We start from the raw sequence: 22,076 nt of genomic DNA, 5'->3' as shown, positions 1-22,076 counted from the left end.
TGATGGTTAAAGATCAAAAAGATAATTTGTTTTCACTGGTTAAGTCGATGACAAAATCAGAAAAAAGACAGTTCAAATTGTATGTTGGTCGGCTTGGAGTAAATGAAGATTCCAAATTTTTGAATTTGTTCAATATTTTGGATAAGCTATCCGTGTATGATGAAGATGCTATTTTGAAAAATGGCGATATCAAGAAGCAGCAATTGGCCAATGTGAAATCGCACCTCTATAAGCAGATTTTGATCAGTCTTAGGTTGAATCCTTCTCATCAAAATGTACGTTCTCAATTGCGAGAACAACTGGATTTTGCCTCGATTCTTTATCATAAAGGACTATATAAGCAAGCTTTAAAGATTTTGGATAAATCAAAAGAAATAGCGATTCAAAATGAGGAAAAGAATTTGGCATTTGAGGTGGTAGAGCTGGAAAAGGTTATAGAGGCTCAATATATTACAAGGAGTATAAGCGGGCGGGCGGATGAGCTAACTATTCAGGCTAAAAAGTTAAGTCAAGCGAATGTGATTACGAGTAAGTTATCCAATTTGTCACTTCAGCTCTATGGTTTGTTCCTCAAATTTGGATATGCCAAAAATGAAAAGGACGCCCAAGAAATTCATGACTATTTTAATGCGCGTTTGCCTAAATATGATTTGGAAGACTTAGGGTTTAGGGAAAAATTATGGCTTTACAGGTCGTATTTTTGGTACAGTTTCCTGTTACAGGATTTCTTAAACTGCTTTAAATATGCCTTAAAATGGGTGAAGTTATATGACCAAAATCCGAGTATGGTCAATTTGAATCCAGTGTTTTTTGCTAAGGGGCAAAACTATTTGTTGGAGTCCCTATTTTATATCAACAACAAAGAAAAATTCAAATATCATCTGGATAAATTTGAAGCGTTAGTTACCAATAAAAGTTTTACCATCGATGAAAATGTAGATGCTTTAACTTTTTTATATCTCAATATACATCGCGTAAACTATTATTTTTTTGATGGGAGTTTTAAAGATGGCTTACATCTAATCCCCAAAATTGAAGCCGAATTGGTCAAATACACGGACCGGATTGATGAACATCACCGAATGATTTTCAACTACAAATTTGCTAGTATGCATTTTGGTGCTGAAAATTACAAGGAATGTATTCGGTACTTGAATAAAATTATTACCACCAAATCCATAGCGATGAGAGAAGATTTGCAATGTTTTGCTAGGGTTTTGAATGTGGTTGCACATTATGAGGGCGGGTATGATTACCACATCGAGGCTTTATTGCGGGATACTTATAAATTTCTCATCAAGATTGATGATATGTATGAAGTGCAAAAAGAGATGATCAAGTTTATTAGAGGTTTGCAGGATATTTATCCCCAAGATATTAAAAAGGCCTTTATTGAGCTACACAAAAGACTGAAGGTGTATGAAAATCATCCTTATGAACGTCGTGCCTTTTTGTATTTGGATATTATTTCCTGGTTGGAAAGTAATATTCAAAATCGACCGGTTTCTGAAATTATTAGAGAGAAATACTACGAGCATTTTGGAACATCCTAAGTTAAATAATTTAGAAAAAGCCGAATTTATTTGGATATTAAATTTTTCTGATTGAATATTTGCAGCATCAAAGTTCAATAACTTAATGTTTCGTTATCAAGAAAGGTGGAGGGAATAGACCCTGTGAAACCTTAGCAACCCTTTGACCTCAAAGAAGGTGCTAAATTCTACTCAAATGCTTGGGCATTTGTATGGCAGATAACTAGGTGGATTACTTCCCTATTTATACTTTTCTTTTTAACATATTAATAATTTGTGCAATCGCATTTGCATGTTTTTTTGTGAAAAGAAATGAAAGATTTACAGTATATTAATCTAGAACAAGTTGTTTTGGAAAGTGGTAAAAAGACAGATATTAAATTGTCTTTCCAAACGTTTGGACCACCACTTAATCAGGCACCCATTGTTCTGGTAAACCATGCACTCACCGGTAACAGTAATGTGGCAGGAGATTCAGGTTGGTGGCGTGATTTAATTGGTGACGGTAAGGTTATAGACACCAAAGTTTACACCATTTTGGCCTTTAACATTCCTGGGAATGGCTATGACGGATTTGTCATAGAAAACTATAAGGATTTTGTAGCTCGAGATATTGCCAAAATATTTTTATTGGGACTCGAAGAGTTACAAGTAAAGAATCTTTATGCCTTGATAGGAGGGTCCCTAGGGGGTGGAATTGCATGGGAAATGGCCTTTTTGTCTCCTAAATTGGCGCAACATTTAATACCTGTCGCTACCGATTGGAAATCGACAGATTGGCTCATTGCCAATTGTCAAATTCAAGAACAGTTTTTGGTTAATTCAAACAATCCTGTTCATGATGCCCGTATGCATGCGATGTTGTGTTACCGAACGCCACAGTCTTTCAAAGAACGATTTCAAAGAAGTATTAATGATGAATTAGAAATATTCAACGTAGAAAGTTGGTTGCTGCACCATGGTGAAAAACTTCAGGAGCGCTTTCAGTTATCGGCTTACAAGTTGATGAACCAATTGCTGAAAACTATCGATGTCACTAAGGGGCGAGGTGATAATGTTCAAGTTCTTGAAACCATTAAATCAACCATTTCCATCGTAGGTGTAGATTCTGATTTGTTTTTTACGGCTGAGGAAAATAGAGAAACTCAAAGACAATTGGCGCAAACGCATCCCAATGTAACTTATAGTGAAATACACTCGTCTCATGGTCATGATGCCTTTTTGATAGAATTCAATCAATTGGAAAAAATCATTGAACCTATTTTCAATTCCGAATCCAAAAATAAGCGATTGAAGGTGTTGAAGTTTGGCGGTAAATCCTTGTCAAATGGCGAAGGTTTAAATCGTGTTCTTTCTATTATTGAAAGTAAAGTGTCTGATGGTGACAGAATAGCGGTGGTGGCTTCAGCCAGAGGAAAAGCGACTGATCAATTGGAAGCCTTGTTAGAAAAGGCAGCTAAAAAAGGGGACTTTGAAGCAGATTTTGAAAGTTTTAAACTCTATCAGTTAGAGCCTTTACCAGGTATTGATTTATCTCAGCAATTCCAAGAGCTGCACAATATTTTGGAAGGAGTCAAATTGCTGGGTGATTATAGTGATAGAATTAAAGCACATGTTTTGGCCTTTGGTGAATTATTATCTGTAAATCTTTTAGCCGAAACACTAAGGTCTAATGGTTTCAATGCACTAGCGGTCGACTCCAGAAAATTGCTTTTAACAGATTCAGATTATTTAAACGCCCAACCCAAGGAGAAAGCTTCCAAAGAGCATGTAGTCTCATTTTTTAAATCATTACCTGTAAATACGCTGCCTATAGTGACTGGGTTTATTGGTTCAGATGCTGAAGGAGAAACGACACTATTAGGTAGAAATGGAAGTAATTATTCAGCTTCTTTGTTAGCGAATTATTTGGATGCCGAAGAATTACAAAACTTTACCCATGTCAATGGAATCTATACGGCTAATCCTGATTTGGTGGAAGATGCCCAAAAAATAAGAGAGCTTTCCTTTAATGAGGCTAATGAATTAGCCAATTTTGGAGCGAGTGTACTACATGCCAAAACGATTATCCCTTTGGTAGAAAAGAATATCAGCCTTCGTATTTTGAATACGTTTAATCCAGAAGATGAAGGAACCTTAATTTCTGCTAAACCGAATAGTAAAAATGTCACATCCCTATCAGTTTTAGAAGATGTAGCACTGGTAAATTTGGAAGGAAGAGGCCTTTTGGGTAAAGTAGGAGTGGATGCCAGAATTTTTAAAGCGCTCAGTAACTATGGAATTAGTGTGAGTATTGTTTCCCAAGGGTCTTCAGAAAGAGGCATAGGGTTGGTTATCCAATCAAGTAAAGCGGCTCAGGCCGTAATAGCTTTGGAACAGGAGTTTGAAAGAGATTTTTATTCCCAAGATGTGAATAGAATAGGAGTCGTAGATGATGTGGCTGTTATTTCAATCATTGGGATTGAACTTAGTTCGTTCCATAAACCGTTTAATGCCTTGATTAAAAACCAAATTACACCTTTGCTTTTTAACAATACGGTGACGGGTAAAAATGTGAGCTTGGTCGTTCAGAAAAAAGAGCTTCACAAGGCCTTAAATGTGATCCATGGTGAGATATTTGGAGTTTCCAAAAAAGTGAACATTGCCATATTTGGGCATGGTTTGGTAGGGGGAACCTTAATAGACCAAATATTAAAAACCAAAACAGACATTGAAAATAGAAAGGGAATCAATCTGAATATTTTTGCCATCGGAAACTCCAAGAAAGTAGGCTTAAGCAAATATGGACTCACAGAAAATTGGAAAGAATCCGTACACCAAGGACTTGAAAATTATTCGGTTGAAGATGTAGTTGCTTATGCAAAAACCAATCATCTGGAAAATTTGATTGCTGTAGATAATACGGCTAACCCACAATTTCATGAAAATTATATCCCCTTGGTAGAGGCAGGGTTTGATTTGGTATCCTCAAACAAAATAGCCAATACCATTTCTCATGACTTTTATGCCGAATTGCGAAATCAATTAAAGCAACATAATAAACAGTATCTTTATGAGACTACTGTAGGAGCTGGTTTACCATTGATTGATACCATTAAATTGCTACATGAATCAGGAGAAAACATAACTAGGATAAGAGGGGTCTTCTCGGGAACATTGAGTTATTTGTTTAATCGCTTTTCAATTGAAGATGTTTCTTTTAGTGCCATTGTCAAAGATGCGGTACAAAACGGATTTACAGAACCAGATCCTCGTGAGGATTTTTCAGGAAATGACGTGGCTAGAAAATTGTTGATTTTGGCCAGAGAACTGGACCTGGAAAATGAATTTGAAGATGTATCGGTTCAAAATTTGGTGCCTGAAGCCTACAGAAGCATATCAGTCAGTGAGTTTTTAGATCGTCTAGAGGAATTGGATGATGTATTTCAAAAGATCAAGGACAATCAAAAAACCAATTATGTATTAAGATATGTAGGTGATTTGTCTGGTGACTTGCAGTTGGATAAAGGAAATTTGGAAGTGAAGTTGGTATCTGTTCCAGCAGATAGTGCATTGGGTCAGGTTAAGGGCGCAGATGCCATAATAGAAATATTTACAGAATCTTATGGGGAACAACCCATTGTAATCCAGGGAGCTGGCGCTGGAGCCAAGGTGACCGCTAGAGGAGTCTTTGGAGATATCTTAAGATTGTCAAAACATATAAATTAAAAGAAAATGAGCAGTAAAAATCATTTTGAGACAGATGCGATAAGAACGCAAATGGAGCGTTCTCAATATTTAGAGCATTCAACTCCTATTCATATAACAAGTAGTTTCTTGTTTGAAGATGCCGAAGATATGCGCGCGTCCTTTGCTGAAGAAAAAGAGAGAAACATATACAGTCGTTTTACAAATCCAAACAATTCTGAATTTGTGGATAAGATCTGTAAAATGGAAGGCGCTGAAGCGGGATATGCCTTTGCTACAGGTATGGGTGCTGTATTTTCAACCTTTGCGGCCTTGTTGAATGCAGGTGATCATGTGGTATCCTGTAGAAGTGTCTTTGGATCAACCCATACTTTGTTTACCAAGTTTTTACCAAAGTGGCATATTGAAACAAGCTATTTTAAAGTCAATGAGGTTGAGAAAATAGAAAGTTTGATTCAGCCCAACACCAAAATTCTATATGCAGAGACACCAACAAATCCGGCAGTAGATATTTTGGATTTGGAACTATTGGCATCCATTGCTAAAAAACATCAATTGTTATTGATCATTGATAATTGTTTTGCAACCCCTTACTTGCAAAATCCTATTGCATTTGGAGCCGATTTGGTATTGCATTCTGCAACCAAGTTGATAGATGGTCAAGGTCGTGTATTGGGAGGTGTTGTTGTGGGTAGTAAAGATTTGATACGGGAAATATATTTGTTTGCCAGAAATACAGGACCTGCTTTATCACCATTCAATGCTTGGGTGTTGTCAAAAAGTTTGGAGACTTTGGCCGTTAGGGTGGATAGGCATTGTGATAACGCCATAAAGGTGGCTGAGTTTTTGGAAGGTAATGAGCACGTTGAGTTCGTGAAATATCCTTTTCTGAAATCACATCCGCAATATGAAATAGCCAAAAAGCAAATGAAGAAAGGCGGAAACATTGTCGCTTTTGAAATAAAAGGAGGTATTGAGGCAGGAAGAAATTTTTTAAATCGTTTAAAAATGTTTTCGCTTTCAGCCAATTTAGGAGATACCAGAAGCATTGCTACCCATCCGGCAAGTACCACTCATAGTAAATTAAGTGAGGCCGATAGACTTGAAGTAGGGATCAGTGATGGGTTGGTTAGGATTTCAGTTGGATTGGAGCATGTAGATGATATTATTGCAGATTTAAATCAAGCATTAGGTTGATATAAGAAATTGGTTATCTTTGAAAATATGCTTTCAAAGAAAACTAAATATGGGCTTAAGGCGTTGGCTTATTTGGCTAAACAGGGCTCCAATCATCCGGTTCAAATCAGTGTGATATCTGAAAGTGAAAATATTTCCAGGAAGTTTTTGGAAAGCATTCTTTTAACCCTTCGGAAAAATGGATTTTTGGGGTCTAAAAAAGGAAAAACAGGTGGTTATTACCTTTTGAAAGATCCCAAAGACATTAAATTGGCACCTATTATGAGAATTTTGGAAGGTCCTATTGCCATGGTACCTTGCGTGAGTCTCAATTTTTATGAAAAATGTGACGATTGCCCAGATGAAACAACCTGTTCGGTCCATAATTTAATGTTAGAAGTAAGGGACAGTACCCTCCAAATTTTTAATAATAAATCCTTGGCAGATATTCTTAAAGATTAAATAAATGCTTGGATATTAAATATTTTTATATAGTTTTGCCTTTAATTCCTATTAGTCCGATAGGAGTAAAGTATTAAATTAAAGAAGATCATGATTTTAGAAAATATAGACATCGATTACTGGAATGCAAAATTAAAGTCAAAATCACCAAGTGAGATTATTCAATGGGCTATGGGATTGACCAATAATAAAATTGTAACAACCAGTTTTGGTGTTTATTCTGCCATTTTATTAAGTAATATGGCAAAGCATGATCCAAAAATTAAAGTCGTTTGGTGTGATACCCTTTATAATGACTTAGAAACCTATGAACATGCCCAAAAGTTAATAGATACCTATGGCTTAAATATTCATAAATACCAGCCGCTTTTGAGCAGGGAAGAAATTGAAGCTACTATAGGTTTGCCCAATTTAGAGGATGACAATTTCAAAGCGTTTTCAGAAGCTGTGAAATTGGAGCCTTTCAGAAGGGCTTTAAACGAATTACAACCAGAAGTTTGGTTTACCAACATTCGCGTGCGCCAAACCGAATATCGCGATAAAAAAGACATTTTGAGCTTGAGTAAGGATGGCATTTTAAAAGTTAGTCCGTTCTATTACTGGAGCGATCAAGAATTAGATCAGTATTTGGAAGAAAATCAGCTTCCAAAGAATCACGGGTATTTTGATCCTGTAAAGGCTCTTAAGAACCGTGAATGTGGGATTCACCTTCAATAAGTAAACGAATACATAATGCAAAGTTTTAGAACCGAAATAGAAAATCCTATTGTCGAGAGGGATATTATTGAGTTAGAGAAAAAAATTCGCCTTTTTAAAGAAGGTCGAATTGATGAGGAGCGCTTTAGAAGTTTGCGTTTAGCCAGAGGAGTTTATGGACAACGTCAGCAAGGGGTTCAAATGATCAGGATCAAATTGCCGTATGGGAAAGTGACGGGAGATCAACTTCTGAGAATCGCAGATGTTTCAGATGAATTTTCAACAGGAAGGTTGCATATTACGACCCGTCAGGACATTCAAATTCACTATGTAAGTTTGGAGCGCACCCCAGAACTGTGGGCGCAATTGGAACAAGATGACGTGACCTTGAGAGAAGCATGTGGTAATACCGTCAGGAATGTCACTGCAAGTGCTACTGCGGGGATTGATCCTGAGGAACCATTTGATGTGTCGCCATATGCCCATGCTGTGTTTCAATATTTTTTAAGAAATCCGGTTTGTCAGGAAATGGGGAGGAAATTTAAAATTTCTTTTTCTTCCTCAGACAGTGATACGGCCCTAAGTTATATTCATGATCTTGGGTTTATTCCTAAGGTTAAAGATAACAAACGAGGATTCAAAGTACTTTTGGGTGGAGGTCTGGGCTCCCAGCCAAGGCATGCTGATGTGCTTTATGAGTTTCTTCCAGAGAACAAGTTAATTCCGGTAACTGAAGGTGTTTTAAGAATTTTTGATAGACATGGGGAGCGTGCCAAAAGATTGAAGGCGAGAATGAAGTTCTTAGTTAAGGATATTGGTTTGAATGCCTTTGTATCTTTGGTTGATGAAGAGGTTCAAGCGCTGTCAGTACAAACTTATGATATAGATACGTCTCAATTTGATTCAGATATTCAGACTGCCAATGTTGAGGTTCCCATTGTTCGAAATTATAATGCCGAAGCATTTGAATCCTGGAAGCGCTTGAATGTCCTTCCACAGAAACAAAGCGGATTGTTTGTCATTGGTATTAAGGTGAAGCTGGGTGATTTTTCTACTGAAAAAGCCAGAAAATTAGCTGCGCTTATCAAAACGTATGCAGCTAATGAAATGAGGTTTACTTTAAGACAAAATATTTTGTTACGCCATGTGAAGGAGGAATTATTGCCCTTCTTTTTTCAGGAATTATCAAAATTGGAATTTACAGATTTGGGGTTCAATTCCACTCTAGATATCACCGCCTGTCCTGGTACCGATACCTGTAATTTGGGAATAGCGAGTAGTACCGGTTTAGCCCTTGAGTTGGAACGGGTGTTGCAAACAGAATATCCGCAATTTGTGAGTAATCAAGACATCACAATCAAAATTAGTGGATGTATGAATGCCTGTGGGCAACATAATATGGCTCACATAGGTTTTCAGGGCATGTCCATCAGAACTAAAGACCGAAGGGTTGCTCCAGCAGTTCAAGTATTGCTGGGAGGAGGCGTTTTAGGAAATGGGGAAGGACGTTTCGCAGATAAGGTTATCAAGTTGCCATCTAAAAGAGGTCCTGAGGCGTTAAGACAAATATTAGATGATTTTGAAGCAAACAGCCAGTTTGATGAAGACTTTTTAGGTTACTATGACAGACAGGGACAGAAGTATTTTTATGATTTTTTGGTGCCCTTATCTGATGCTGAAAATTTAACCGATTCAGATTTTATTGATTGGGGGAATACTACGCAATATATTCAAGCCGTCGGTGTTGGGGAATGTGCTGGTGTGGTGATTGATTTAGTGCAAACATTGATGTTGGAAGCCAAGGAAAAATTGGATTTGGCAAAAGATTCTTTTGAAGATCAAAAGTGGTCTGATGCTATCTATCATACGTACACGTCGTTTGTCAATGGTGCTAAAGCTTTATTGATTTCAGAAAATATCAAAACCAATACCCAAGCCAATATCATCCAATTGTTTGATGAAACATTTGTAGCCAATAATGCATTGGAACTTTCTAAGGAAAGTTTTGCCGATTTGGTTTATCAAATTAAGAGACAAGAGCCTACAAAGGAATTTGCAGAATCTTACGCAGATGATGCCATTAGTTTTTTTAAAACCATAGAAACCTTTAGACAAAACCAGTTGAATTATGAAGCGAGTTAATGTAGTACCTAAGCTAACAGTTGTTGGTGCAGGACCTGGAGATGAAGAATTGATAACCTTGAAAGGTATTAAGGCCATAGAATCTGCAAATGTGATTTTGTATGATGCCTTAATCAATAAGCAGTTGCTAAAATATGCTTCTCAAAATGCCGAACTTATTTATGTTGGGAAGCGAAAAGGTTGCTACAGTTATCAGCAAGAACAAATTAACGAATTGATTGTGCAAAGGGCTTTTCAAAAAGGCCATGTGGTTCGTTTGAAAGGTGGTGACCCTTTTATTTTTGGCAGGGGATCAGAAGAGATTGATTATGTTCAAAAGTTTGGGGTTGAATCTTATGTAGTTCCCGGTATTACCTCGGCTTTGGCTGTTCCTGCCTATCAGGGTATCCCATTGACCAAGCGTGGTAGCTCCGAAAGTTTTTGGGTGATTACAGGAACCACCAAGTCACACGAAATGTCTAATGATATCTTACTAGCTGCTCAATCTACAGCTACAGTAGTAATCTTGATGGGCATGGGAAAATTAACCCAGATTATGGAGGTGTTTTCATCTTTTGGGAAACAGGATGTTCCTGTGGCTATTATCCAAAATGGCACCACCCCAGATGAAAAGTTTGGAGTGGGAACTGTGAAAACTATTGAAGATGTGGTTAGAGAAAAATCATTGTCAAACCCTGCTATTATTGTAGTTGGTGAAGTAGTGAGTCAAAGATCGAAGTTAAATTCTTTGGCAAACCAAATTCACTTAAACGCCAATCAAAATGTAGCATAATAAGCGAGGATTTATGAAAGAGAGAAATAATTTATATCCTGTATTTTTAAAAATGCATGTGCTCCACACATTGATTGTTGGTGGCGGGAATGTCGCTTTGGAAAAATTAACCTTTTTATTAAAATCAAGCCCGAATGCCAAGGTAACTATGGTGGCTATTCAGTTTAAAAAGGAAGTGAAGGAATTGGCTGATAAATTTGATGTTCAGTTGATACACATGGCTTATGATGCGGCTTTTTTAACCGATGTGGATATGGTGATTGCCGCAACAGATAAATTCTTGGTCAACAAACAAATTCATGAGGATGCCAAGGCAATAAATTTATTGGTTAATGTGGCAGACACTCCAGAATTATGTGATTTTTATTTGGGAGGTATCGTGACCAAAGGCCATGTGAAAATAGCCATTTCAACCAATGGGAAATCTCCCACTACCGCCAAAAGATTACGTCAGTTTTTTGAGGAAGTACTTCCCGAAAATATTGATGACCTGGTGCAGAACTTAAACAGGTACCGACAAACTCTAAAAGGCGACTTTGCCTATAAAGTTAGTGCCTTGAACGAATTCACTAAAAGATTAATAGAATAAACAAAACCTTGTTATGATTAAAACTGACATCCTGATTATTGGAGCAGGACCTACGGGACTATTTACCGTTTTTGAAGCTGGATTGTTGAAATTGAAATGTCATTTAATAGATGCATTGCCTCAACCAGGTGGGCAGTGTTCTGAGATTTATCCTAAAAAACCTATTTACGATATTCCCGGTTTCCCTGAAATATTGGCTGGAGACTTGACCAAAAATTTATTGGAACAAGGAAAGCAGTTTGAACCCGGATTCACTTTAGGTGAACGTGCTGAAACTATTGAGAAATTGGAAGATGGGTCTTTTATTGTGACCACTAATAAGGGGACTAAGCACCACGCCCCAATTGTTGCCATTGCAGGAGGGCTGGGTAGTTTTGAACCTAGAAAGCCATTGCTAGATAATTTAGCCTTTTATGAAGAAAAAGGGGTTGATTATTTTATTAAGAATCCAGAAATATATAGAGGTAGGAAAGTCGTCATTTCGGGCGGTGGTGATTCTGCTTTAGATTGGAGTATTTTCCTTGCCGATATTGCTGAAGAGGTAACCCTAGTTCATAGAAGAAATGAATTTAGAGGGGCTTTGGATTCTGTCGAAAAGGTGAAGGAACTAAAATTATTAGGAAAAATAAATTTAATAACTCCTGGAGAAGTAACGGCTATTCATGGTGCTGAACATGTTGAAGGATTGACCATTTCTAAAGAAGGGGAGGAGCATGTCTTGGAAGCAGATCATTTCATCCCACTATTCGGACTTTCACCAAAGTTAGGTCCTATTGCTAATTGGGGTCTGGAGATTGAAAAAAATGCGATTAAGGTGGATACGTTGGATTATCAAACAAACATTCCTGGCGTATTTGCCATCGGAGATGTCAATACCTATGAAGGAAAGTTAAAATTGATTCTATGTGGATTCCATGAGGCCACTTTAATGTGTCAGTCGGCTTATAAAATTATCAATCCAGGAAAAAAATATGTTCTAAAATATACAACAGTAAGTGGCGTGGATGGTTTTGACGGAAGTAGAAAGGAAGCCCCAAAAGCAGTGGTTCAAGCCATTGATTAAGTTTTTTTAGTTGGTTTGGCTCCCTGTTGATTTAGTTCAAAAGGGAGCTTTTTTTATGGAAGTATTAAGAAGATTTATGAATCGTGTATAGTAAATTTATACATTCAACCGATAAAAGCCATCCATGCAAATAAATTTAAGAATCAAGGAAAATGTAAAAACCTTTACTAGGGAGTTATTTTACGCTTTATTTGATGAGGAGGAGTCATTTCAAAGGGAGCTAGGAAACCTGAAAGAACAATTTTTTGTTATTGCTTCTGAATTCCAACATGAAAATCTAGAATCAGTCTGGGAGCAATTTTTAGGAAAATTGCCGCAAATCAAATGTGCCATTCACTTGGATGCTTTGGCAACTGAAAAAAATGATCCTGCTTGTGTAGGGCTTCAAGAAATATATTTGGCCTATCCAGGGTTTCATGCCATTGCTGTTCATAGGGTGAGTCATGAAATCTTACATTTGGGTTTGCCCATTGTTGCTAGAATGATGAGTGAGTACATCCACGGGAAAACGGGTATTGACATCCATCCGGGAGCTACCATTGGAGAATCCTTTTTTATTGACCACGGAACGGGTATCGTTATTGGCGAAACGGCCATTATTAAAAGCCAAGTGAAAATTTACCAAGGTGTTACATTAGGAGGTTTATCGGTTAAAAAGGATTTAGCGCAAATAAAAAGGCATCCTACCATTGAAGACAATGTAACCATTTATGCCAATGCCACTATCTTGGGTGGTGATATCGTTATTGGAGCCAATAGCACCATTGGAGCGAATGTATGGATTACACAATCAGTACCTCCAAATTCCTTGGTGACTTATCAATCTGAAATAAAAATTAGTACAAAAAGTCATGATAAATAGTCAATCAATTACCGATTTAATTGGAAATACACCCATGGTGGAGGTTCAAAACATCCTCCAGAAGGAAGGTGTCCGATTGTTTTTGAAATTAGAAGGGAAGAATCCAGGCGGTAGTGTCAAGGACCGCGCTGCTTTCAACATGATTTCTGAAGCATTAAAAAGAGGAGACATTAAACCTGGTGATACGCTTATAGAGGCCACCAGTGGAAATACGGGAATTGCATTGGCATTTATTGCTAAGTTGTTAAGCGTGAATATGGTTTTAATTATGCCAGAAAACTCTACCGAAGAACGGATTAAAACAATGAGAGCTTATGGAGCGGAACTTATTTTAACTCCTGCAGATGAGGGAATCGAAGGGTCTCGTGACTTGGCGGAGAAACTTCATGAAGAAAAGGGCTATTTCATGTTAAATCAATTTGCTAATGACGATAACTGGAAAGCACATTACAAAACCACAGGTCCAGAAATTTGGAAAGACACTCATGGGGAAGTCACCCATTTTGTTTCTGCGATGGGAACGACTGGGACGATCATGGGGGTGTCAACCTATTTAAAGGAACAAAATCCGTTCATACAAATTGTAGGAGCACAACCCAAGGACGGAGCAAAAATTCCAGGGATTAGAAAATGGCCAGAGGCTTATTTGCCCAAAATATTTAAAAGGGAAAAGGTCGATCAAGTCATAGAGGTCAGTGAGGATGATGCAAAGGAAACAGCTAAAAAGTTAGCTAAAGAAGAAGGCGTATTTGCTGGTATGAGTAGTGGAGGGGCGGTTGCCTCTGCCTTAAAAGTAGCAGAACGTATTGATTCAGGGGTGATTGTGGCTATTATTTGTGATATTGGAGATAGGTATTTGTCTTCTGATTTGTTTGAATAAAAATTGGTTATCCCATTTTTATTGCGTTATTTTGCCACAGTTCTAAAATGTAATGATGTTATCACGAAAGGCAGAGGGACTAGACCCGTTGAAGCCTTAGCAACCCTTTATTCTTAAAGAAGGTGCTAAATTCTACTCTGATTTTTTAGAGACAGATAACCCCGAGTAAATTCCACTCCTTTCTTGATGACATTTAAATATATATTAAAATGTCAAAACTCAAACAAGCGTTACAAAATCGAATTTTGGTTTTAGATGGTGCCATGGGAACCATGCTGCAACGCTATAAATTTACTGAGGAAGATTTTCGTGGAGAACGATTTAAAGAGTTTCCATTTCCTTTAAAAGGAAATAACGATTTACTGTCCTTGACCCAACCCAAAGCAATTGCCGAAGTACACGCTAAGTATTTTGAAGCGGGAGCTGATATTGTTGAAACCAATACGTTTTCAAGTACAACGGTGGGGATGGCCGATTATCATATGGAAGATTTGGTTTATGATCTGAATTATGAATCAGCTAGGATTGCAAAGGAAGTGGCCGATAAGTTTACAACAGAAAATCCAGACAAGCCTCGTTTTGTTGCTGGAAGTATTGGGCCAACAAACAGGACGGCTAGTTTATCTCCTGATGTAAATAGACCAGAATTCAGAGCCATCACTTTTGAAGAACTTCGTATAGCTTATAAGGAACAGGTGGAGTCTTTAATTGATGGGGGTGTCGATATCCTTTTAGTAGAAACTATTTTTGATACCTTAAATGCTAAAGCAGCACTTTTTGCTATAGAAGAAGTAAAAGAAGAACGCCAGATTGACATTCCAGTGATGGTATCAGGAACTATTACAGATGCTTCAGGAAGAACCCTCTCTGGGCAAACAGTTGAAGCTTTTTTAACCTCCATTTCCCATGTGCCTTTATTAAGTGTCGGATTCAATTGTGCCTTGGGAGCCGATCAATTAAAACCGTATCTTCAAAGATTGTCTCATGCCACAGATTTTATGGTTTCAGCGCATCCTAACGCCGGATTACCAAATGCATTTGGGGAATATGACCAGTCAGCCAAGGAAATGCAAGCTTTGATAGAATCATATTTGAAAGATGGATTAATAAACATAATTGGTGGTTGTTGCGGAACAACACCAGAACATATAAAGGCTATTGTTGAGGTTGCTGCCAAATATGAACCAAGAAGCATTGGGGCAGCTGTTTAATGAAAGGGAATATTATGTCTGAAAATAAAATGAAATATTTAAAACTTTCGGGGTTGGAGCCACTCATTGTGACCCCTGAAAGTAATTTTATTAATGTAGGAGAGCGAACCAATGTTACGGGATCCCGAAAATTTCTTCGATTAATCAAGGAAGAAAATTATACCGGAGCTTTGGATGTTGCTAGAGATCAAGTGGAGGGTGGCGCTCAGATTATTGATGTAAACATGGATGAAGGTATGTTGGATGGCAAACAGGCTATGGTGACCTTCCTAAATCTAATTGCATCAGAACCAGATATTGCAAGAGTGCCAGTGATGATTGATAGTTCCAAATGGGAAATTATCGAGGCAGGATTACAAGTAGTTCAAGGAAAATCGGTAGTAAATTCCATTAGTCTTAAAGAAGGTGAGGAAACCTTTATCCATCATGCTAAGTTGATCAAGCGCTATGGCGCTGCTGTTATTGTAATGGCATTTGATGAAGAAGGTCAGGCAGATACCTATCAACGCCGAATTGATATTTGCAAAAGGTCCTATGACATATTGGTGAATCAGGTGAATTTTCCGCCAGAGGATATCATCTTCGATCCCAATATTTTTCCCGTTGCAACAGGAATGGATGAGCACCGGTTGAATGCTTTGGATTTTTTCAATGCCACCAAATGGATTAGAGAAAACCTTCCATATGCAAATGTTTCTGGAGGAGTTAGTAATGTGTCTTTTTCCTTTAGAGGGAATAATGTTGTTCGTGAAGCTATCAATGCCGCTTTTTTATACCATGCCATTCAACATGGGATGAATTTGGGTATTGTTAACCCAACCATGTTGGAGGTTTATGATGAAATTCCAAAGGACCTTTTAGAGCATGTTGAGGATGTACTGTTTGATAGACGGGATGATGCGACAGAGCGTTTATTGGATTTTGCCGAGACAGTAAAGGATCAAAAAAAGGAGGGTGAGGTTAAAACCCAAGAGTGGAGAAATGACCCGTTGCAAGATCGAATAACCCATGCATTGGTAAAAGGAATAGATGCCTTTATTGTGGAAGATGTGGAAGAAGCGCGACAATCAGTGGAACGTCCTATTGAAGTCATTGAAGGTCATTTGATGGCAGGGATGAATGTGGTTGGTGATTTGTTCGGTAGTGGGAAAATGTTCTTGCCACAGGTTGTTAAGTCGGCAAGAGTGATGAAAAAGGCGGTTGCTTATCTACAACCTTTTATTGAGGCTGAAAAAAGTGATGCCCAAAGATCAAATGGAAAAATCCTTATGGCCACTGTAAAAGGGGATGTCCATGATATTGGGAAGAACATCGTTAGTGTGGTTTTGGGATGTAACAATTATGAAATAGTGGATTTAGGGGTTATGGTGCCCCCAGAAAAAATTATTGAAATTGCTAAAAAGGAGAATGTGGATGTCATCGGTTTAAGTGGGTTGATTACTCCGTCCTTAGACGAGATGGTTTATGTGTCTCAGGAAATGGAAAAGCAAAATTTCAATATTCCTTTGATGATAGGAGGAGCCACCACCTCTAGAGCACATTCCGCAGTGAAGATAGCGCCGAATTACTCGAATACAGTCGTGCATGTCAATGATGCGTCCCGAGCAGTAACCGTGGTTGGGAATCTCTTGCAAAAGGACAGCCGTGTTTATAAAGATCAAATTAGGGAAGAGTATGAGAAATTCCGTGAGCAATTTTTAAAGCGAGGAAAACAAAAGGAATACATTTCAATTGAAGCCGCAAGAGAAAATAAATTTCAAATAGATTGGAGTTCCTCAGAACTTGTAAAACCTAATCAAATTGGAGTTCAAGTTTTAGAGTCGTTTGATATCACTTTGTTGGAGGATTACATTGATTGGAGCCCATTTTTTAGAAGTTGGGATTTACATGGAAAGTATCCTGATATATTAACCGATGGTGTGGTTGGTAAACAAGCCGCAGAGCTTTTTTCTGATGCCAAAATTTTACTTCAAAAAGTGTTTGATGAAAAGCTATTAAAAGCTAAAGCAGTCTTCGGATTATTTTCTGCAAATAGCATCAATGATGATGACATTGAGTTGTATGATGAGCAAGGAAATGTGTTGGAAACATTCTTGACTTTACGTCAACAACTTAAGAAACGGGAAGGGGTTCCTAATTTTGCTTTGGCAGATTTTGTAGCTCCAAAAGCTGAAGGAAAATCAGATTATATGGGTGCCTTTTGTGTCACGGCAGGATTTGGCACTGAGGAATTGGCCAAAGAATTTGAGAAAGCTCACGATGATTATAATGCTATTATGATCAAAGCTTTGGCAGATAGACTTGCAGAAGCCTTTGCCGAATATTTGCATCAAGAGGTAAGAACTAAATTTTGGGGTTATGCTTCTGAAGAAACCTTATCCAACGAAGAATTGATTTCCGAAGCCTACAAAGGGATTCGTCCAGCACCTGGTTATCCAGCATGTCCAGACCATTTGGAGAAACATACCATTTGGAAACTGTTACGTGTTGAAGAAAACATAGGTGTAAAACTTACTGAAAGCTTAGCCATGTGGCCTGCAGCCAGTGTAAGTGGATATTATTTTGGAAATCCAGAAGCCAAGTATTTTGGTTTGGGGAAAATTACAACAGGTCAGTTAAAGGATTATGCCAAAAGAAGACAGATAAATGAGGATGAGGCCAGAAAATGGCTTAATCCAAACTTGGCAGAAACTTAACCATTAAATAGAATTAAATTAAAATAGAAATCCAAATTATAAGCTAAGTTCGTATAGTCAAAAAAGGGAAAAATCATGAGTAAATTCAGATTAGAAATACGCTTTGCTGTTCAGTTAGTTTTAATGACTGCAGTTTCCTTGTTGATGGCTTACCTAACGACTTAGATTGGGTTTGGCTATGACGCATTATGAAGGTAACCGAACATATTAAACAAGCTAAAGGCAAAACCTTATTTTCTTTCGAAATCATTCCGCCTACCAAGGGTAGCAACATTCAGGAACTATATAACAACATTGACCCATTAATGGAGTTCAAGCCTCCTTTTATTGATGTCACTACATCCCGGGAACAATATGTTTATATAGAAAAAGATGGGTTACTAGACCGCAAAATAACGAGAATGCGTCCAGGAACTGTTGGGATTTGTGCTTCGCTTCAACATAAATATGATGTGGATACCGTACCGCATGTTTTGTGCGGTGGTTTCACTAAAGAAGAAACCGAATATTTGCTGGTAGATTGTCACTATCTGGGAATTGAAAATGTTATGGCACTTCGAGGTGATGCTATGAGTCACCAAAAATATTTCGAACCCACTAAGGGCGGTCATACCTATGCTAATGATTTGGTAGAACAAATCCAAAATCTAAATAAAGGACATTACCTTCATGATGTTATTGAAGCGAGTGATAAGGCAGATTTTTGTATCGGAGTGGCAGGTTATCCAGAAAAACATATTGAAGCTCCTTCGTTACAATCAGATTTAAAACGGCTAAAACAAAAGGTGGAAGCCGGAGCTGATTATGTGGTTACACAGATGTTTTTTGATAATAAAAAATACTTTGAATTTGTTGAGGCGGCCAAACTTGCAGGAATTGATGTGCCTATTATTCCGGGGATAAAACCTATTGCCGTAAAGCGTCATTTGCAGGTGCTTCCACAGGTTTTTAAAATTGATTTGCCTCAAGAACTTATAGATGCTGTAGAGAACTGTAGGGATAATAAAGACGTCAGGCAGGTTGGTATTGAATGGTGCATCAATCAATCCAAAGAATTGTTGGAAGCTGGTGTGCCCGTGCTGCATTATTATTCCATGGGAAAAAGTGACAACATTAAAGCTATTGCATCAGAATTGTTTTAAATATTCTGCTATTTTTGCCGCATAATCCTCTTTATGAAATATTTTTTCACGGTGATTTTGTGTTTGGTTTCTATGGCTTTTTATGCTCAGGAGCAACAGTACACCAATAACTTTGAATTGAATTACTTTAAGGGGAATATCGCACTTCACAACAATGATATTCTAGGCCTCATTCAAGGGCATCCCGAAGGGTTTATTTTTAGTTGGAACAAAAGAACCTTTGGCTTTCAAGATTGGGAGCAACGTTATAATTATCCCGATTATGGAGTATCATTCGCCTATCAGAATTTAAAGAATGATGTATTGGGAACCAGTTATTCGGTATATGCCCACTACAATTTTTATTTTATAAAAAGGCATTTAATGTTGCGGGTCGGTCAAGGTTTGGCTTATAATACCAATCCGTATGACAAGAATGAGAATCCAAAAAATATTGCTTTTGGGACACATATCTTAAGCAGTACTTACTTGATGCTTAATTACAGAAAAGAGCGGTTATTTGATCGATTTGGTATTCAAGCTGGGTTGAGTTTGTTGCACTATTCAAATGCCAATGTAAGAGCTCCCAATACAAGTGTTAATACCATTGCATTTAATTTGGGAGTCACCTATAATTTGGAGGAAGAAGATCCAGAATATCAGCACAGTTTAACCAAAGAAAAATTTACGGAACCCATCAAATTCAATGTGGTTTTAAGAGGCGGGATTAATGAAAGTGATGTTATTGATAGTGGTCAGTTTCCGTTTTTTGTTGTTTCAGGTTATGCCGATAAACGGTTGAGTCATAAAAGTGCTATCCAATTGGGAGCTGATTTGTTTTTTGCAAAGTTTTTAGAAGAGCTTATTTATTATCAATCTGTGGCATTTCCAGAGGAAGGTGTTTCAGGGGATGAAGATTGGAAACGTGTTGGTTTATTTGCTGGTCACGAACTATTTATCAATAAGACCTCTATCTTGACCCAAGTGGGTTATTATGTGTATTATCCTTATGATTTTGAAGGACGAACTTACTTTAGGGTTGGTTTAAAGCGCTATTTTGGAAAGAAAGTATTTGGCGCATTGACTTTAAAGTCTCATGGTGCTAAAGCTGAGGCTGTAGAATTTGGAATTGGTGTTAGGTTGTAATATGAAAAGAATATTTTACATCATGCTATTATTGGTCTTTGCTTGCAATAGTGAAGACGCGAACGATTGTTTTCAAAAGGCGGGTAATACCATTCAAAAGGAAGTTCCTGTTACGGCTTTTGAAACTATTTTGGTAAATAGAGATGTCGAACTTATCATAAAACAAGGTCCGGAGTTTTTAGTTACCATAGAAAGTGGTGAGAATCTCATGAATGATATTACGGCTGAGGTTATTGGAGAGCAATTGCAAATTACAGATAACAATACATGTAATTTTGTTAGGGATTACGCCTTGACCAAAGTCTATGTGCAAGCGCCAAATGTATCTGAAATTAGAAGTTCCACACAATATGACATTTCTTCAGAAGGTGTTTTGGAGTATGATCAATTAACCTTGATTTCTGAAGATTTCAATGCTCCCGGGACTTTTACCACTGGAGACTTTAGATTGCAAGTTGCGAACATGCAACAGTTACGGGTTACTACTAACAACATGTCTTTTGTTTATGTGTCTGGCTCGGTTGAGAATTTGTCGGTTCGCTTCTTTTCAGGAGCAGGGAGGTTTGAAGGGGCTAACTTGATTGCTCAAAATGTAGATGTCTATCATCGAGGGAGTAATGACATGATTGTGAATCCGCAACAACAGTTAACGGGAGAACTCCGCGGACCTGGAGATTTGATTTCAGTAAGCCAACCTACAGTTGTGGATGTACAGCAGTTTTATACTGGAGCTTTGATTTTTAATTAATGAGAGTTTGTTTTTGGATTTCTTTTGTTCTTTAATATTAAAAAGATCAGAAGCATAAAAGGCAAAAGGACACAAATAACGACTGATGCCTGAACATAATTCAACCCTAAAATTTTAAACCAGTTCAAAAAGTCTACAGAATAATTAAAAAGTTTGGTTGAGAACGCTTCAAAGTCCGGGATGATTAATAGAATAAAAAAGATTATCAAAAGGTATATAAAAACCATTTTCTTATTATCAAGAACTTTGCCTAAAAAGTAAACTAAAATAAAGGGTGTTAATATATAATAGATAATGATATTGACTTCATGATATGTAAACCCAGAAACCTTTGAAAGAAATTTCAATGATTTGTAAACGGCTTGAAAAATATCATTCATAAAATTTATGGCAATTACTTTGTGTGGTATCTAAACAAACTTTCCAAGTTTTCATTTTTCTATTTAATTAGACTTTCGTGTAATTTATCAAAGTAGTTCCCTGCTCGTCTTTCAAACTTAAATAACCATCATTTGTTAATTCATAAACCCATCCGAAAGGTTCATTTTCGATTCTAAATAGTTTAGATTTTTCCTTGGTATCTGTGAGAATTAACTTTTGAATTCTTTCACCTGTTTTAACATATAATAACCCGTTTGACATTGTAACAAATTCAAAAGTCTCAACTTCTTTGGTGTCCTTGAAACTCTGAATAAACCATTTTCCATTTGCTTCCTTTTCACTCAACCGATACAATTCGAGGTCTTTGTTATAAATTTCAAAAAGCTTTTTGCTTATAGGTTTGTCTTCGCTAACTTTTATGTGCTTCATTAAAGCATCATACTTATCCTCTTGATTAAATAAAGAGAACCTGTAAAATGCCATTGAAATAGCTTCAAGTTCATAGGCGGGATAGGTGCCGCCAAATACGTCTATAACCCCTCCAGTTTTTTTACATTCCAGAATAATAGGCCAAAAGGCTAATAGCGCTTCCCCGTTCCAATTGTGGGCGATATTTAACATTGGAACCGTATTGTTCGGTTTGTATGATTTGGGACCGTGAATTTCAAACATTAAAGCTGTACGGGTTAAAAGACTCAAAGAAATCGAATCGTGTTGCCTAACATTATCGGAATGCAATTGGACTTTTTGATCTAGAATCTCTAAATGCTTCCAATAGGCATCGATAGCTTCTTCTGTTTGTAAGGCTTTAATTTCCTTACAGTAAGCGTCAATTGCAATTTGAGAATGGGCAAGATTTAAACTCGATAAGGAAGTTGCCAACAATAATAAACGAAATAAAAAATTCATGGT

Annotated in this window: 17 protein-coding genes and 2 riboswitches; of the genes, 16 read left to right on the top strand and 1 reads right to left on the bottom strand. The window is 37.4% G+C overall.

Annotated elements, in window-relative coordinates; translation table 11 throughout:
• Positions 1–2: 2 nt before the first annotated feature.
• From LOK78_RS13105 to LOK78_RS13030, 16 genes are all read left to right on the top strand, one after another.
• Positions 3–1,553 (top strand): hypothetical protein, encoded by a 1,551-nt coding sequence (locus LOK78_RS13105; RefSeq protein ID WP_053970326.1) that lies wholly within the window; start codon positions 3–5, stop codon positions 1,551–1,553.
• A 90-nt stretch (positions 1,554–1,643) separates the two neighbouring features.
• A riboswitch (SAM riboswitch) is annotated at positions 1,644–1,758 on the top strand.
• An 86-nt stretch (positions 1,759–1,844) separates the two neighbouring features.
• Positions 1,845–5,240, top strand: a complete 3,396-nt coding sequence (gene thrA, locus LOK78_RS13100; protein ID WP_232635201.1) for a bifunctional aspartate kinase/homoserine dehydrogenase I — start codon at positions 1,845–1,847, stop codon at positions 5,238–5,240.
• Positions 5,241–5,246: 6 nt separating this feature from the next.
• A complete protein-coding gene (locus tag LOK78_RS13095; RefSeq protein WP_166960877.1) occupies positions 5,247–6,416 on the top strand; it encodes a trans-sulfuration enzyme family protein in 1,170 nt (389 codons plus the stop codon).
• Positions 6,417–6,443: 27 nt separating this feature from the next.
• Positions 6,444–6,857, top strand: a complete 414-nt coding sequence (locus LOK78_RS13090; protein ID WP_053970323.1) for an RrF2 family transcriptional regulator — start codon at positions 6,444–6,446, stop codon at positions 6,855–6,857.
• A 90-nt stretch (positions 6,858–6,947) separates the two neighbouring features.
• Complete coding sequence (locus tag LOK78_RS13085; protein WP_232395226.1) at positions 6,948–7,574, top strand: phosphoadenosine phosphosulfate reductase domain-containing protein; 627 nt, start codon at positions 6,948–6,950, stop codon at positions 7,572–7,574.
• A 15-nt stretch (positions 7,575–7,589) separates the two neighbouring features.
• Complete coding sequence (locus tag LOK78_RS13080; RefSeq protein ID WP_232635200.1) at positions 7,590–9,695, top strand: ferredoxin-like domain-containing protein; 2,106 nt, start codon at positions 7,590–7,592, stop codon at positions 9,693–9,695.
• Complete coding sequence (cobA, locus tag LOK78_RS13075; protein ID WP_232635199.1) at positions 9,682–10,467, top strand: uroporphyrinogen-III C-methyltransferase; 786 nt, start codon at positions 9,682–9,684, stop codon at positions 10,465–10,467. Before LOK78_RS13080 ends, cobA begins: the two co-directional genes overlap by 14 nt.
• Positions 10,468–10,480: 13 nt before the next feature.
• Positions 10,481–11,056 carry a precorrin-2 dehydrogenase/sirohydrochlorin ferrochelatase family protein gene (locus LOK78_RS13070; protein ID WP_232635198.1) on the top strand — a complete coding sequence of 192 codons (576 nt, stop codon included), beginning with the start codon at positions 10,481–10,483 and terminating at the stop codon, positions 11,054–11,056.
• A 13-nt stretch (positions 11,057–11,069) separates the two neighbouring features.
• Positions 11,070–12,119 (top strand): NAD(P)/FAD-dependent oxidoreductase, encoded by a 1,050-nt coding sequence (locus LOK78_RS13065; protein WP_232635197.1) that lies wholly within the window; start codon positions 11,070–11,072, stop codon positions 12,117–12,119.
• A 124-nt stretch (positions 12,120–12,243) separates the two neighbouring features.
• On the top strand, positions 12,244–12,981 hold the full coding sequence (gene epsC / locus LOK78_RS13060; RefSeq protein WP_166960892.1) for a serine O-acetyltransferase EpsC: 738 nt from the start codon (positions 12,244–12,246) through the stop codon (positions 12,979–12,981).
• Entirely contained in the window at positions 12,971–13,861 is an 891-nt protein-coding gene (cysM, locus tag LOK78_RS13055; RefSeq protein ID WP_237692849.1) for a cysteine synthase CysM, read from the top strand. Before epsC ends, cysM begins: the two co-directional genes overlap by 11 nt.
• Before the next feature lie 55 nt (positions 13,862–13,916).
• A riboswitch (SAM riboswitch) is annotated at positions 13,917–14,023 on the top strand.
• 47 nt (positions 14,024–14,070) lie between these two features.
• Positions 14,071–15,072 (top strand): homocysteine S-methyltransferase family protein, encoded by a 1,002-nt coding sequence (locus LOK78_RS13050; protein WP_232635196.1) that lies wholly within the window; start codon positions 14,071–14,073, stop codon positions 15,070–15,072.
• 29 nt (positions 15,073–15,101) lie between these two features.
• Positions 15,102–17,768 (top strand): methionine synthase, encoded by a 2,667-nt coding sequence (gene metH, locus LOK78_RS13045; protein WP_370465575.1) that lies wholly within the window; start codon positions 15,102–15,104, stop codon positions 17,766–17,768.
• A gap of 188 nt (positions 17,769–17,956) precedes the next feature.
• A complete protein-coding gene (gene metF, locus LOK78_RS13040) occupies positions 17,957–18,910 on the top strand; it encodes a methylenetetrahydrofolate reductase [NAD(P)H] (RefSeq protein WP_232635194.1) in 954 nt (317 codons plus the stop codon).
• 33 nt (positions 18,911–18,943) lie between these two features.
• The gene (locus LOK78_RS13035; protein ID WP_232635193.1) at positions 18,944–20,035 is read left to right on the top strand and encodes an acyloxyacyl hydrolase; all 1,092 of its coding nucleotides are present in this window, start codon (positions 18,944–18,946) and stop codon (positions 20,033–20,035) included.
• Position 20,036: 1 nt separating this feature from the next.
• A complete protein-coding gene (locus tag LOK78_RS13030) occupies positions 20,037–20,783 on the top strand; it encodes a head GIN domain-containing protein (protein ID WP_232395238.1) in 747 nt (248 codons plus the stop codon).
• A gap of 447 nt (positions 20,784–21,230) precedes the next feature.
• Here the strand turns inward: LOK78_RS13030 and LOK78_RS13025 are convergent, their stop codons facing one another.
• Positions 21,231–22,073, bottom strand: a complete 843-nt coding sequence (locus tag LOK78_RS13025; protein ID WP_232635192.1) for a hypothetical protein — start codon at positions 22,071–22,073, stop codon at positions 21,231–21,233.
• Between the last annotated feature and the right edge of the window lie 3 nt (positions 22,074–22,076).

This window comes from Mangrovimonas futianensis (assembly GCF_021245805.1).
In the GTDB taxonomy this organism is placed as follows: Bacteria; Bacteroidota; Bacteroidia; order Flavobacteriales; family Flavobacteriaceae; genus Mangrovimonas; species Mangrovimonas futianensis.
Note: the sequence above shows the minus strand (reverse complement) of the source record. Positions and strands in the feature narration are given on the sequence as shown.